This window comes from Lactobacillus isalae (assembly GCF_947539375.1).
Lineage (GTDB): Bacteria > Bacillota > Bacilli > Lactobacillales > Lactobacillaceae > Lactobacillus > Lactobacillus isalae.
Genome location: NZ_OX443569.1, coordinates 318110 through 332763, shown reverse-complemented (window position 1 = coordinate 332763; position 14654 = coordinate 318110). Strand labels below are relative to the sequence as shown.

The 14654-nt window shown below is 34.6% G+C and carries 13 protein-coding genes and 1 tRNA gene; 3 read left to right on the top strand and 11 right to left on the bottom strand.

Annotated elements, in window-relative coordinates; all coding sequences use genetic code 11:
* Nucleotides 1-5 precede the first annotated feature (5 nt).
* Nucleotides 6-830 (bottom strand): type I methionyl aminopeptidase, encoded by an 825-nt coding sequence (gene map / locus QM512_RS01530; protein ID WP_003651099.1) that lies wholly within the window; start codon nucleotides 828-830, stop codon nucleotides 6-8.
* Between the two features lie 185 nt (nucleotides 831-1015).
* On the opposite strand from map, the gene QM512_RS01525 reads away from it, so the two are divergent.
* A complete protein-coding gene (locus QM512_RS01525; protein ID WP_282805790.1) occupies nucleotides 1016-1462 on the top strand; it encodes a flavodoxin in 447 nt (148 codons plus the stop codon).
* The gene (locus tag QM512_RS01520) at nucleotides 1455-1964 is read left to right on the top strand and encodes a GtrA family protein (protein WP_282805789.1); all 510 of its coding nucleotides are present in this window, start codon (nucleotides 1455-1457) and stop codon (nucleotides 1962-1964) included. Before QM512_RS01525 ends, QM512_RS01520 begins: the two co-directional genes overlap by 8 nt.
* Nucleotides 1965-2005: 41 nt before the next feature.
* Here QM512_RS01520 and wecB read toward each other — a convergent pair whose 3' ends face one another.
* The 5 genes from wecB to QM512_RS01495 form a co-directional block, all read right to left on the bottom strand.
* Nucleotides 2006-3148: a non-hydrolyzing UDP-N-acetylglucosamine 2-epimerase gene (wecB, locus tag QM512_RS01515; protein WP_282805788.1), complete on the bottom strand. Its 1143-nt coding sequence runs from the start codon at nucleotides 3146-3148 to the stop codon at nucleotides 2006-2008.
* Nucleotides 3149-3521: 373 nt separating this feature from the next.
* A tRNA-Arg gene (locus tag QM512_RS01510) sits at nucleotides 3522-3594 on the bottom strand.
* Nucleotides 3595-3644: 50 nt separating this feature from the next.
* Entirely contained in the window at nucleotides 3645-4976 is a 1332-nt protein-coding gene (locus QM512_RS01505; RefSeq protein WP_282805787.1) for a PTS sugar transporter subunit IIC, read from the bottom strand.
* The gene (locus QM512_RS01500) at nucleotides 4976-6205 is read right to left on the bottom strand and encodes a DEAD/DEAH box helicase (protein WP_282805786.1); all 1230 of its coding nucleotides are present in this window, start codon (nucleotides 6203-6205) and stop codon (nucleotides 4976-4978) included. The genes QM512_RS01505 and QM512_RS01500 overlap by 1 nt, the downstream gene beginning before the upstream one ends.
* A 10-nt stretch (nucleotides 6206-6215) precedes the next feature.
* Entirely contained in the window at nucleotides 6216-6935 is a 720-nt protein-coding gene (locus QM512_RS01495) for a GH25 family lysozyme (protein ID WP_282805785.1), read from the bottom strand.
* A gap of 114 nt (nucleotides 6936-7049) precedes the next feature.
* On the opposite strand from QM512_RS01495, the gene QM512_RS01490 reads away from it, so the two are divergent.
* Nucleotides 7050-8360 carry an APC family permease gene (locus QM512_RS01490; protein ID WP_282805784.1) on the top strand — a complete coding sequence of 437 codons (1311 nt, stop codon included), beginning with the start codon at nucleotides 7050-7052 and terminating at the stop codon, nucleotides 8358-8360.
* Nucleotides 8361-8441: 81 nt separating this feature from the next.
* Here QM512_RS01490 and hpt read toward each other — a convergent pair whose 3' ends face one another.
* The 5 genes from hpt to QM512_RS01465 form a co-directional block, all read right to left on the bottom strand.
* Nucleotides 8442-9011, bottom strand: coding sequence for a hypoxanthine phosphoribosyltransferase (gene hpt / locus QM512_RS01485; protein ID WP_282805783.1), 570 nt, complete (start codon nucleotides 9009-9011; stop codon nucleotides 8442-8444).
* A gap of 97 nt (nucleotides 9012-9108) precedes the next feature.
* Entirely contained in the window at nucleotides 9109-10488 is a 1380-nt protein-coding gene (locus QM512_RS01480; RefSeq protein WP_282805782.1) for a hemolysin family protein, read from the bottom strand.
* 50 nt (nucleotides 10489-10538) lie between these two features.
* Entirely contained in the window at nucleotides 10539-11234 is a 696-nt protein-coding gene (locus tag QM512_RS01475; RefSeq protein ID WP_282805781.1) for a hypothetical protein, read from the bottom strand.
* A gap of 112 nt (nucleotides 11235-11346) precedes the next feature.
* Nucleotides 11347-12003: a nitroreductase gene (locus QM512_RS01470; RefSeq protein ID WP_282805780.1), complete on the bottom strand. Its 657-nt coding sequence runs from the start codon at nucleotides 12001-12003 to the stop codon at nucleotides 11347-11349.
* Nucleotides 12004-12169: 166 nt separating this feature from the next.
* On the bottom strand, nucleotides 12170-14575 hold the full coding sequence (locus QM512_RS01465) for a phosphoketolase family protein (protein WP_282805779.1): 2406 nt from the start codon (nucleotides 14573-14575) through the stop codon (nucleotides 12170-12172).
* Between the last annotated feature and the right edge of the window lie 79 nt (nucleotides 14576-14654).

Here is a 14654-nt window from a genome sequence, read left to right as displayed (position 1 = left end):
TACTATTAATCTTCATCTAAAAAGTGAGGAAGATATTTTTCATAGCCATCGTATGGTTTTTGTAAAGTTAAGATCTTAGGACCATCTGGAGTAATAGCAAAAGTATGTTCAAATTGAGCAGCTTTTGATCCATCTGGCGTTGCGTAGTAAACCCAGTCATCATTTGGATCTGAAACAGTCTTTTGTTCAATTCTCCAATCACCACCAGCTTCAACCATTGGCTCAACTGTAATAGTCATTCCTTCACGCAAACGTAAACCGTGACCAGCTTTACCCCAGTGAGGAACTTCAGGATCTTCATGGATTGATGGTTGAATTCCATGGCCTACTAATTCACGAACATCTCCGTAGCCATTTTCATTTTCAACATAATTTTGAATAACGCTACCGATATCACCAATACGGTTACCAACAACTGCTTGATCAATACCCATGTACATCGCTTTCTTAGTAACATCCATTAACTTTTGATCTTCAGCTGAAATTTCACCAACACCGTAAGTAGTACATGAATCAGTTTCATAACCGTCTACGTTACAAGTTACGTCAACGCTAACTAAATCGCCTTCCTTTAAAATCTTATCTTTTCTAGGAATTGCGTGGGCAATTTCATCATTTACACTGATACAAGTGCCGTATTTGTATCCTTCAAAGCCTTGTTCTGAAAGACGACCACCATGTTTTTTCATAAAATCTTGAGCAAATTCTTCGATTTCCCAAGTAGAAATTCCAGGCTTAATAACATCACGTAAACCTTCAAACATTGCTGCTAAAACGCGACCAGATTTTTGCATTCCTTGCAATTCGCGTTTCGACTTAATTGTTATCATTAAAAAATCTCCTTTTTTAATTTATATACTTTTAGCATACCTTAAATAGGCATAATTTAATAGTGATTGAGATAGTCTCAAAAATTCATTATAAAGCTTTTCTTAAATAATTTCTCTTAAGATTTACAAACTCTCTCACTTCTTTAGTATAATAGGAGAAAACGTTATAGAAAGAAGTTTTTTACATGAAAGCACAAATTGTCTTTGCCAGCATGACTGGTAATGATGAAGATATGGCAGAGATTTTAGAAGAGAACTTACAGGATGCAGGCTTTGACGTCGAAAATATTGATGTCAGCTTTGCAGACGCTACTTCTTATCTTGATGCTGACCTTTGCGTAATGGTTACCTATACCTACGGCGAAGGTGTCATGACTGATGAATTAAAAGACTTTTATGACCAATTAATTACTCTTGATCTCTCTGGTAAAAAATTTGCAGTAATGGGTTCAGGAGATAAGACATACAAGGATCATTACTGCGAAAACGTAGATGATTTTGAAAAAGCATTTATTAAATGCGGTGCCGTTGAAGTAGCAAAACCAGTAAAAATCGAAAATGCTGTTGATGATGAAGATATCGATTTAATTGATCAAGCTACTGAAGAAATAATTGAGGCATTTAATGACTAAAAATCATCATAAAAGAAAGGGGCAAAAAATTACTCAAGAGCAATTACGAAAGCTCGGGAGTAGACTTGTTGCTAGACACCGAAACTTTTATGTTTATGTTATTTTTGGCTTTCTAGCAGCAATTATTAACATTGTCTGCTTTCTTTTATTTCATAATGTTTGGAAAATTCCAGTAATTTATGCCAACACGATTGCATTTATTATTTCTAACTTAGCTTCTTTTTCTTTTAATAAGCACGGTGTATTCATTCAAAACGTTGATAAAAAACATGGCGTTGTTTACCAGCTTTGTTTATTTTTTATCTATCGTATTATTAGCTTAATTCCCGACAACTTAATTATGCTAGTTGGAATTTCATGGCTTCACTGGAATGCACTTTTTGTGAAAATTATTGATCAAATTTTAGTGGGTATTTTTAACTATCTAACCACAAAATCTATTTTCCTTAACACAAGCAGCAAGTTTGCTAAAAAGTTTAAAGATCATTTTAATAAGAAATAATACATAATAAAAACTCCAGATAAATATCTGGAGTTTTATTTTTATCTAAAATCTGCGGGTCTTTGGTTGTGTTCTTTATCAAAATAATATGCAATTGCATTCATAATGCGCTCAGAAGCTTTTCCATCCCCATATGGGTTTTTAGCATTGGCCATTTTATTATAGGCATCCTTATCTTCAAGTAAGCAAATCATCTCATCATGAACCTTATCTACTTCAGTTCCGACAAGTTTCAAGGTTCCAGCTTTAACACCTTCGGGACGCTCTGTTGTATCGCGCAAGACTAATACAGGTTTTCCAAGAGAAGGAGCTTCTTCTTGCACACCACCTGAATCAGTCATGATAAAGTAACTTCTTTTAGCTAAATTATGAAAATCAACTACATCAAGTGGCTTAATTAAGTGAATGCGAGGATCTCCGGCTAATACTTCTTTAGCTACTTCTTGCACCCGTGGAGAAAGATGAACGGGATAGATAATTTCTACATCTTGATAACTATCTATCACCTGCTTCATCACCTTAAAAACACGCCGCATCGGCTCTCCCTGATTTTCTCTACGATGCATAGTAACTAAAATCACTTTATTTCCTGGCGTAATTTCATCAAGAACATCGTGATGATAGTCTTTTTTTACCGTTTGCTCTAAAGCATCAATTGCTGTATTTCCAGTTACATAAATATTATTAGCAACGTGATTTTCTTTAATTAAATTATGCTTGCTTAATTTAGTTGGCGCAAAATAAAGATCAGCCATATCATCTGTCATTTGCCGGTTCATCTCTTCTGGAAACGGTGAATACTTATTCCAAGTACGAAGACCAGCTTCTACATGACCAAGGGTTGTTTGCTCATAAAAAGTCGCTAGACCAGCTGCAAAACTAGTTGTAGTATCGCCATGAACTAAAACGATATCTGGTTGTTCCTCTTTAATTACCTTAGCCATATCAAGCATTACTTTAGAAGTAATATCTTCTAGAGTTTGATTTTTATGCATAATATTAAAATCATAATCAGGCTTAATTTTAAAAGTATCTAAAACCTGATCTAACATTTCTCGATGTTGAGCACTCACTACAGTAATTTCCTCGAAACGATCATCTTGCTTCAATTTTAGAACTAACGGTGCCATCTTGATAGCTTCTGGTCTCGTACCAAAAACTGTCATTACCTTTATTTTTTTCATAACTTTGGTTTCCCTTATCTTAATAGCTAGCTTATCTCTTATACTATAGCTTACTTTATTTTTCTTTGGTACTATCTGAAAAACTAATTTATACTTATATACTATAAGGAAAGTGAGTAATTATGTTTAGTTTTTTATCTTTGGCTGCAATTTTAATTACTATTATAGTATTTTGTTTAGTATTTCTTTTAGGAAATTCATATCCTCAGAAAACTAAACACGTTTTAATTGGAATCATTGCAATCCTATTAATTATTTTTCTCTGGATTGTTTTAGAGATTTTTATTAATCCATTAAAGTATGTGTAAAAGCCTTATAGCAAAAAAATAGTTGACTTAATAAAGCCAACTATTTTTATTTTTCACTTAAACTATGACCCCGGTGAGATTCGAACTCACCTCTACGGTTTAGGAGACCATTGTTCTATCCAGATGAACTACGGGGTCAGAACCAGTTTCTACTTTAACATAAAAACTGATTTTTAACTATTAAAAATTTAATACTGCGGCAAATAGAAATTACGTTGATTATTATCCTGCTTGGCAATTTTATCGGCCGCAAAAACAAATGGCATCCAAATAAGAAGTGCAATAACCATATTAATAAGCGCTAAAACAATAGCTCGCCAGTCATAGTTACATGCCAAGAACGGTCCAATAAGTGGCGGCATAACTGTTGGAACAAATATTTGAACCGGATTAACTAACCCTGCCTGTGTAGCCCAATAAGCAAGCGATACATTTACTAATGGTGCTACTACAAAAGGAATCAAATATACGGGATTAAATACAACAGGCAAGCCGAAAATAATAGGTTCATTAATATTAAAAATTCCTGGTGCAACAGCCATTTTTGCTATAGTTCGGTAATCTTTACGTTTAGAAAACATTAAAATAGCAATAATCAAGACTAAAGTTCCACCCGCTCCACCAAACCATGCAAAAACATTAAAGGAATCTCGTACCCAAATATAAGGGACATGATCGCTATTTCTAACTGCTGTAACGTTAATGTTTTCTGGCGTTAACCACAAAGAATCCATTACTGGTGTTAAAACGCTGATACCATTGATCCCAAAGAACCAAAATATTTGAACTAAAAATGTAACTAATAAAACTACTCCAAAACCTTGTCCCAAGTTGACTAAAGGTCTTTGAATAGTAGTAAGTAACCAATTTCCAAAGTAAGTTCCAGTAAGACGCTGGAAAGCAAAATTAACAAATCCAACAATAAAAACTGAAAGCAAAATTGGAACTAAGGTGCTAAAAGCAACCCATTCTGCATGAGGCATACTACTATCAACTTTTAAACGAATTCTCGCCTTGTAAAACGTAATAAATAGCGCTGTCCCAATACAACCAAAAATAATTGCTGTAAATAATCCCATCGTTGAGAATTGCTTAATATCAAAGGCATTTTTAATATCAACTACATCCCCATCAATACGTAGTTTTACCGAATCACTAATACTCATTGAAAAAGCAACTAAAGACGCAATTGAACCAGCAAAGCGATTTACCTCATAAGTTTTAGCTAGGTGATAACCCCAAGAGATCGCAAAATATACAGCAAAAAGCGCAAAGGTACCTTCCCAAATAATATTGTCAATTGCGACAACAGGTTGCATTAAAGAATAAAAAGTATCCCAATGCATCTGTACCTTAGCAGCCCGTATGATGCTATTAAACAGCATTGCAATTGAGCCAGCAATCGTGATTGGCAATAACGAAACAAAAGTATCTCGCATTGCAACTAACCAACGGATTTGAGCTAATCGAGAGGCGGGTGGCAAAACATAAGTTTCTAACCATTTAACTAAAGATGCCATTATTTTTCTCTTCTACCCTTTCGCGGATGATATCCCTTATTCTTCTTATTACGCCAACGTTTCTTTTTATGCTTTGGCTTATTTTCCGGTCGTTTCTTTTCTTTCTTTTCCTTTTCTTCGTTCTTAGGCTTTGGCTTTTCAGTTGTTAAACTATAGCCAGCAAAATAGGCTCTGTCAACTTGGTAAGTATCATCAAGCAACTTTTTCAGATTTCTAAAATCATGGTCATCTCCCAGAGTAACAACAGTACCTGATTTATTCATCCGACCAGTTCTACCGCTTCTATGCAAATAAGTATTAACTTCACTAGGTATTTCAAAATTAATAACATAGCTAACATCAGGTAAGTCTAATCCACGTGCTGCTAAATCAGTCGCAAACAAGAACTTAATTCTACCTGCCCTAAAATCACTAAGAACTTTTTCTCTATTTTGCTTATTAGTTTCATTACTTAAAACTGCAAACTTAGTCTTACTATGACTAAAAATTCTAGCAAATCTCATTTCAGTTTCGCTGCTATCAAAAAACAAAATTCCCTTAAATTTGTCTAGTTTTGCTAGTCGCTGCAAAAACTGCATCTTATATTCATTGGAGACTTGTAAGAAATAGTGCTTAACTTCAGACTTCTGTTCCGGGCGAACATCAATTAATAAGAAAGTATGGTTAAAAAGCTCTTCCGCATCTTTAGTAATTTCTGATTCTGAAGCTCCAAAAAGCAAAATTTGTGCAGTTGAAGATAGGTTCTGTCCCAAAGAAGTCAATAAATCTAATTTTGCAAACTCCAAAATATCATCTGCTTCATCAATAACCAAGGCATTAATATTCTGATACTTAATTCGATTTTCAGACAAAAAATCAAAGAATCTACCTGGAGTTGCAATAATTATCTCTGGCTTTTCTTTCTTCAATCGTTCTAATTGTCTTTTTCTATTACCTGCCCCAACTAGCGCAATGGTCTTAAGGTTTAATGCCTTGGCATAAAGTAAAAGATTATTTCTAGTTTGAATAGCAAGCTCAGTGGTTGGCTCTAAAATAATGCCGCAGCCACCAATTTCAGCAATTCTTTCCATAACCGGTAATCCATAGGCTAAAGTCTTTCCTGTACCGGTCTTAGCTAATCCTACTAGACTTGCACCATTACGAATAGCGTCATATGTCCTCTCCTGGATTAAAGTAGGCTTGATTTTATGTTCTTTCTCTAAAACGTGTGTAATTGCTTGTGAATACATCTTATTTCCTCTATTGCATTTTCTGTTGACTATATAACTGCTCATACTGCGTATTAGTTCCAATATAAGCAAACATCGTTACATCTCTATTTAAATTATCGATATTTTTTACTCGTCCATTTTGAGTGTAACACCAAAAAGCATAGTGCCGTCTATCTTTTAAACTGGCACCTGTATATAAAAATCTGGTTCCTTCAGGAAAATAACTGCGATAGTGATAATCACCTGCTATCATGACGCGTTTACCTAAATTATTATTGATCATTTGCGCAAATTCGCCCATTTGTTGCCAATATGATTTTGTTAAATGACTAGCAGCAGGAACAATCATAATTGGTAAACTCCCAGTATTAGTTCCAACCTTACTTAAGAAATACTGATACTGATCTTGATTGCTTGTCTCATCGCTATAAGCAATAATTGTACCAAAATTCAAGTTAGTCCCCTGAAGTTGATCACGGTATAGTAAATAATTATCATCAAAATATGATTTTCCCTGCGTTGACCGCAAGTAAACAAAAGAAATTCCATTCTTTTCTAATTTATGCAAATCAACATAGTCTTTAGTTTGATCTAGTTCAATTCCGAGAACGCTCATATTTGAGCCACGCGGTACAGTTGTATTTTGTCTCATATTAAAGTATGCCCACACTAATCCCAAAATAGCTAATACGAGCAGAATAATAATACTTGGGAAAGTATATTTATGTCGATAACGATGCACAGTCATCCCTCCATTAGCTATTTTAGCGAACTTCTTCTTTCTATACCACTTTCACTATAATTTAGTATAAAATGATAGCAACAACAACACTCGTATTATAAGTTGAAAGGAACGCTCATATTGAAAAGACAAATTAGCTTTGGACAGGCTCTAGCTACAGTTGTCGGAACTGTAATCGGCGGAGGTGTCTTCTTTAAAATTGGAAGTATTAGTCATGAAACGGGAACTCCATCCTTAACTCTTTTTGTTTGGATTTTAGCCGGAATCGTTTCTATTGCGTCAGGTCTAACAGTTTCTGAAATTGCTGCCGCACTGCCAGTTACTGGTGGATCAATAAAATATATTGAATATACTTATGGAAAAGTTTGGGGATTTTTATTTGGTTGGGCTCAAATGTTAGTCTACTTTCCAGCCAATATTGCCGCTTTAAGCGTAGTTTTTGGGCAGCAATTCGTTGTTTTATTTGGCTTACCGACTAAATATGCAACCTTAGTTGCTATTTTACTTGCTCTATTTTTAATGGGTCTTAATTTTATTTCTACTAAATTTTCGACTAGAATGCAGTCAGCAATGACGATTCTTAAGGCCATCCCAATTGCTTTGATTGTAATTTTTGGACTTTTTAATCCTACAAAAATCAGTGTTGATTTACTGCCACTAACCTCTGGTCAAAATGTCTCTTTTTGGGCTGGTTTGAGCGGTGGTTTATTAGCTGCCTTATTTGCTTATGATGGCTGGATCAATGTAACAAATTTAGCAGGAGAAGTTAAAGAACCAGAGAAAAATCTATCAAGAGCGATTATTATTGGACTATCCGCTATTACTTTAATCTATGTATTAGTAAATTACGCTTTTCTAACTACTATTCCTTTTAAAGAAATTATTGGAAATCAAAATACAGCATATCTCGCTTCTTTAAAATTATTTGGGAGTTTGGGCGGTAAGTTAATTACTATCGGAATTTTAATTTCTGTTTATGGAGCAATTAATGGATTTATGCTTACTGGGATGAGAATTCCATATACTTTAGCTAAAGATAAAATGTTGCCATTTTCAGATAAAATTGGTCGAACTAACGTTAATACAGGCGTCCCAACAATTAGTGCTCTAATTATTCTAACAGTTTCTTTAATCATGATTTTACTAGGAACTTTCGATCTCTTGACCAATATGCTAGTTTTCGTAATGTGGACTTTTACAACATTAATTTCAATTGCAGTTGTAATTTTACGCTACCGCGAGCCAAAATTAAATCGTCCTTACGTGGTTCCTTGGTATCCAATTATTCCAATTATTTCAATTGGTGGTGGTTTATTTATTGTAATTAGTACTGTAATTAATGAATTCTGGCTTTCAATAACTGGAATTGGGCTAACAGCATTAGGTTTACCAATCTATTACTATATGAAAAAACATAATAAAGCTGATTAGCATATAAACAAAGGGTTGAAAAGATTCGCCAAACAGCGAGTAATTTCAACCCTTTTTAATTTCTACAAAAACAATTAATTATTAGCGGTTTAAATTTGCTTGAATAACTTCTGGCTTTAAGACACCAACATAAGGTAAATTCCGGTAAGCATTTAAGTAGTCTAAACCATATCCAACTACAAATTCATTTTCAACTTTTGAACCATAGTAATCTACAACTACATCATCTTCACGGCGTTCAGTTTTGTTAAGAAGCGCGCAACATTTTACACTTTTAGCGCCACGTTCAGTTAATAAATCCTTCATGAATTTCAAGGTGTGTCCAGTATCAACGATATCTTCAACTAATAATACATCTCTACCTTTAACATCAGCTTGAACGTCAATATCCAATCTAACCTTACCAGTAGATTCAAAGCCATCACCATAACTTGAAACATCCATAAAGTCATTTTGCATCTTCACATTCATGTGGCGGGTTAGATCAGTCATAAAGTAAACTGCACCCTTTAACACACCAATAACCAATGGAAACTTACCTGCGTAATCTTCAGTCAATTGCTTGCCAAGTCTTTGACAAATTTCTTCAATGTCATCTTGACTGAATAAAACACGATCAATAATGTTGTCAATATTATCACTATTTTGCATCTTAACCCTCTATATCCTTCTACAAATGCTTTGTTAATAGTAGAATTATAACATTTAATTATACAAAAAAGCACCTATCTTGAGGTGCTTTTGACGATTATTTAGCTTTTTCTTCACTATTTTGATCGTTATCTTCTGATTTTTCTCCAGCATTATCCTCGATTTTAGAAACCAAGAACCAACGCATAAAGCCTTGTTCAATATTTACCAACTTAAACTTGAAGCCCTCTAAATCAACAGATTCGCCCTTCTTTAAGTTAGGATAATGTTCCATCATATAACCACCAATTGTAATGATGTCACTATCTTCAAAGCTCTTAAGCTTAGTGTGGAAATAACGTTCAAAATCATATAAGGTAGTTTTTCCTGAAACATGAATATTACCATGGTCATCGCGAACAATATATTCATCAGAAACATCATCAATTTCATCTTTGATGGATCCAAATAGTTCTTCATAAATATCTTTATCGGTTACAATACCGCTAGTTCCACCATATTCATCTACTACCAAAACGATTGGCGTGTGCTTTTTAATCATTAACTTCAAGATATCTTGAATTAACATTGATTCAGGTACCGTAATAATCGCTCTGATAATTCTTGTAATTGGAACATCCGGATTTTCTTGGTCTTGACTGACTATATCGTAAGCATAAACATATCCTACAACGTCGTCTTTATCGTTGTCACGTACAACTGGGAAACGACTAAAACCATCTTTAATGTATTTCTCGAGTGCTGTCTTTACATTATCAGTAGCATTTAGAACTTGAAGCTGAGTACGGTCAGTCATAATATCTTTAGCAACCTTATCGTTTAATTCAAAGGCACGCTCCATATATAAAAGATCGTCTTTATCAAGTGACCCACCAGTTACGGCATTGCGTGATAAACGTAAAATTTCAGATTGTGAATAAACTTCACTTTCTTCATCTGCTGATTGCATCCCCAACAAATGAAGCAACCCATTGGCACTATGGTTAAGTAGCCAAACAAATGGATATACTACTGTGTGGAAGACAGCCAAAGGAGTAACAACAGCCATCAAACACTTTACAGGCATATCAATCGCAATATTCTTTGGCACAATTTCAGTGACAACAACTTCTAAGTAAGTTAAAAGTACAACACCTAAAGCTGCTCCTAATACCCCGCTAGTTTTAGCTCCAAACCAAGGCGTCATCTTAAATACATCAGTCAATAATTCTTCAATTGTTCCTTGACCAATCCAACCTAAAATAACACCAACTAAAGTAGTACCTACTTGAGTAGTAGATAATGATTCATTCAAGTTATGAACCATGTGCAAAGCACGCTTTAATTTCTTAGGATTACCTTGACCGTTTGCCAGCATATCTTCTAGCTGACTAGATCTAGTTTGCACCAATGCAAATTCAGCGACCACAAAGAAAATCGCAATTAAAAACGTTATGAAAATAACAATTAAATTAGTAGTTATAGTACTTGTAGACAAGTGATCTTCACCTTTTTTATATATTAAATAATTACATCTCTATTTTAGCATTATTTCTCCGAATCAGGGATCCAGTTTGCAACTAATCCGGGATGATTATAATTTTCTTCAATATTTTCTGATACTTGCTTATTATATGAATTTTCTGGTAATTCAACCTTATCACGCAAATTATGCTTTAGATCAATAAAGCCCAGCTTTAGAAACTTTTTATTTCTTATCTTAAAATGATACCCAGTAAAGTATGCCTTATTGCCAGGAATTTTCTTACAATCTGCCAAACTAAATTTCATTACTGTATTGTCTAATTTAACAAAGGCATAATAATCGTTTTTACCAAGATAAGTCACCTCTTGTCTTACCGGTATCTTTTGATAAATTGATGGCAAGTGAGATGGTGTCTTAATATCAGCTACATATTTAAATGCTTCAATTTCATCAGGATCATAGTATTTATTAGCAAAAATTTGAGCATCATACACTCGCACCATTGCTGTTAAGTAGTGATTTTCCTGCAAATACTCTGTTGATTCTTTATTTTTAAAATAAGATGCGCCTAAGAAAATACATAAAACAGTAGTTGTTATCCCAAATAAACTGATAGTAATTTTATTCCGTACGCATAAAAATGGAATTAATCCGACAAACAAAAAGATAGTCCCTAAAATTAAAATATAGCCAGGTAAGGTGTAATTAAACCATTGATCCCAATTGGCCCATTGAGTAGGAGAAACTAATAATGTCATTTTTATCACCTTTAGTTGTTTTTTATAATTATGCCATATTTTAATTTTATTTTAAATAAAGAAAAAAGACTCTTGAAGATTTAAAACGCTGATTTCTTCAAGAGTCTTATTATTAAATATTCTTTTTCATTTTTAAGATTTCATCTAAAGGTACACGCTTAGACTTATAATCATTGATTGTAGCCTTCTTATTAGGATAACCTAATCCAATACCAATACCAATCGCTTCATCTTCTGGTATATCTAAGTACTTTCGAATTACATCTGGATATTTAACAAAAGCATGTGCAGGCATTGTACTCAAACCACGGTTAGTGGCAGCAAGCATCAGTGTCTGTGAATATGCACCAAGATCAAAAATTGACCAAGCTGGAGATTTTTTAGGTATGGTTAAAAAGACGATTACTGGAGCATTGAACAACTTTAATTGAGCTTGATCAAAATCATCTGATTCACCACGTAAGAAGTAGTCTAAAGTTTCGCTCATTGTTGCCATATTTTTACTTGGGAATGTATCCCATTCCACTTTTAGCAAAGATGGGAAATCTTCATGCGGATCTTCATTAGCCAAAGTCTTTTCTTCATGCTCTTTTCTAATTGCCTTTGCTACATCGCCTTCAGCAACATAAATCCGCCAAGGTTGCGAATTAAGCAAAGAAGGTGTCCGTTGTGCTTCCTCTATAACTTTCCGAACGGTATTTTCACTTACTCTTTGATCATTAAACTTTCTTGTTGCATGTTCAAGTGCCAAAACATCTTTAAATTCCATCTAATCATCCCTTTCTACAAAATTCCTTACAAATAAGACTATACCCTACATTTTACAGAACTATTATAACAACAAAATACTTGATGCGCATAGAACTATTTTTTAATAACTATAATCAAAAAAGACCCAAATCTAATTAGGTCTTCTTCGAGAAATTATTTTAATTCTATTTCAAACCATTCCATTTCCATTCAGTAACTTCAGGCATATCTTTACCATTATCACGAATGTATTGGTGATGTTTAGCAAGTAAGCTGTCCATTTCGTCAATGAAGTCAGCATTCTTTTCACTTAATTCAGGAATACTTTCTACTACATCTTTAGCTAAGTCGTAGCGATCCATATGGTTCAACACACGCATATCAAATGGTGTAGTGATATCACCATTTTCTTCATAGCCATGAATATGAACATCATTCTTACCGCGTCCACGGTCAAACCAAATTGATTCCATCATTGGTTTAAATCCATGCCAAGCAAAAATTACTGGTGTGCCCTTTGGGAAGAGACGATCAAATTCTTCATTGCTAATTGCATTTGGATTCTTTTCAGTAGACATTAATTTCATCACATCAATGACATTAATGTAGCGAATCTTCAAGTCTGGGAACTTCTTGTGTAGCAAATCAATTGCAGCCAAAGTTTCAATTGTTGGTTCAGTACCAGTTGAAGCAAAAACAACATCAGGTTTTGCGCCCTTATCAGTTGATGCCCAGTCAACATAGCCAAGTCCCTTATCAACTAACTTCTTAGCTTCTTCAATTGAGAACCATTGAGGACGTGGCTGCTTAGAAGTTACCAAAACGTTAATGCATTCGCGATCTCTAAACGCCTTATCAGATACTGCAAGAAGTGAGTTAGTATCTGCTGGTAAGTATTCATGAATTAAATCTGGACGATTTTTTTCATAAAGGTGAGTTAACATACCAGGATCTTGGTGAGTATAACCATTATGGTCTTGCTGGAAGACAGTTGAAGTATCAACTAAGTTTAAGGCTGGATAATCATGTCTCCATGCTTGTTCCTTAGCCTTTCTTAACCACTTCATGTGTTGAGTAAGCATTGAGTCAACTACACGACCGAAAGCTTCATAAGTAGCGAAGAATCCATGACGACCAGTCAAAACATAACCTTCAAGCCAACCTTCATCTTGGTGCTCAGATAATTGTGAATCAATTACACGACCTTCGTGAGCCAAGTTTTCATCATTTGGAGTGTGAATATTCTCCATCCATTGACGCTTTTGATTGTCTAAAAGTTGGAATAAACGGTTAGATTTTGTTTCATCTGGACCAAAACCACGGAAATTATTTGGGTTTAATGCAGCCATCTTATCCAAATATTTTGCCCATTCAGCCATATCTTGCTTTTCAACAGAACCTGGTTTATCAAATTTAACCGCAAATTCACGGTAGTCTGGCATATTCAAAACCTTTGGGTTAATGCCACCATTAGTTACCGGATTCATGGCCATTCTTTGATCACCTGACAAGGTATTTTCTTTAACAATATCCTTAGGTGAACCATCCTCGTTGAATAATTCTTCTGGCTTGTAACTTTCCATCCAGTCAGTAAGCATTTCTTTATGACTCATATCGCCTTGAGAAACTGGAATTGGAATTTGGTGAGCACGGAAACTATTTTCGATAGGGTTACCGTCTAAGTCAAACTTAGGTCCAGTCCAGCCCTTAGGTACTCTAAAGACAATCATTGGCCATTTCACTAATGAATCATCGTTATTTTCACGAGCATGCTTTTGAATAGCCTTAATTTCTTCAACTACTTCATCCATGGTCTTAGCCATTTCTTGGTGAACTTCCATATGGTCCTTGTAACCATTAAATTCACCATCTTTATATGCAGAAACAAAGTAAGGTTTCCAGCCCATTCCCTCAAAGTATTTAGTCAGATCTTCATCGCTCATTCTAGAAACGATAGTTGGATTAGAGATCTTAAAACCATTGATTTGTAAGATTGGAATGACAGCACCGTCTTTAATCGGGTTAATAAACTTACTTGAGAACCAAGAAGTAGCAAGTGGACCAGTTTCTGATTCACCATCACCAATTTCAACAGCTGCAATTACATCTGGGTTATCTAAAATTGCCCCCACACCGTGAGAAAGTGAATAACCTAACTCTCCACCTTCATGAATTGATCCTGGAGTTTCTGGTGCAGCGTGAGAAGCAACTCCACCTGGAAAACTAAATTGCTTAAATAATTTCGCCATTCCCTTTTCATCTTGGGTAATTTCTGGATAACGTTCAGTATAAGAACCATCTAAGTATGAATTAGATACCATTACCTGACCACCATGACCAGAACCTTCAATATAGAACATGTTTAAATCATACTTTTTAATTGCACGGTTTAAATGAGCATAAATAAAGTTTTGTGGAACGATTGTGCCCCAGTGACCAATTGGCTTAGGTTTTACGTCTTCGGCCTTTAACTCACCCTTTAATAGGGGGTTATTCATTAAAAATAATTGACCAACTGATAAGTAGTTAGCTGCACGCCAGTATGCATCAACACTCTTTAAGTATTCTTGAGAATCGTAATTTACTGCCATACCAAAATATCTCCTTGAAATAGTTTTCATTGCTTATTACAGTATTAATCATAGAGCATTCAGTGCAAAAATTCAACCT

Excerpts from the sequence above, each read along its gene's own strand:
- map (WP_003651099.1), bottom strand. The coding sequence starts at position 830 with ATGATAACAATTAAGTCGAAACGCGAATTGCAAGGAATGCAAAAATCT.
- QM512_RS01525 (WP_282805790.1), top strand. The coding sequence starts at position 1,016 with ATGAAAGCACAAATTGTCTTTGCCAGCATGACTGGTAATGATGAAGAT.
- QM512_RS01520 (WP_282805789.1), top strand. The coding sequence starts at position 1,455 with ATGACTAAAAATCATCATAAAAGAAAGGGGCAAAAAATTACTCAAGAG.
- wecB (WP_282805788.1), bottom strand. The coding sequence starts at position 3,148 with ATGAAAAAAATAAAGGTAATGACAGTTTTTGGTACGAGACCAGAAGCT.
- QM512_RS01505 (WP_282805787.1), bottom strand. The coding sequence starts at position 4,976 with ATGGCATCTTTAGTTAAATGGTTAGAAACTTATGTTTTGCCACCCGCC.
- QM512_RS01500 (WP_282805786.1), bottom strand. The coding sequence starts at position 6,205 with ATGTATTCACAAGCAATTACACACGTTTTAGAGAAAGAACATAAAATC.
- QM512_RS01495 (WP_282805785.1), bottom strand. The coding sequence starts at position 6,935 with ATGACTGTGCATCGTTATCGACATAAATATACTTTCCCAAGTATTATT.
- hpt (WP_282805783.1), bottom strand. The coding sequence starts at position 9,011 with ATGCAAAATAGTGATAATATTGACAACATTATTGATCGTGTTTTATTC.
- QM512_RS01475 (WP_282805781.1), bottom strand. The coding sequence starts at position 11,234 with ATGACATTATTAGTTTCTCCTACTCAATGGGCCAATTGGGATCAATGG.
- QM512_RS01470 (WP_282805780.1), bottom strand. The coding sequence starts at position 12,003 with ATGGAATTTAAAGATGTTTTGGCACTTGAACATGCAACAAGAAAGTTT.
- QM512_RS01465 (WP_282805779.1), bottom strand. The coding sequence starts at position 14,575 with ATGGCAGTAAATTACGATTCTCAAGAATACTTAAAGAGTGTTGATGCA.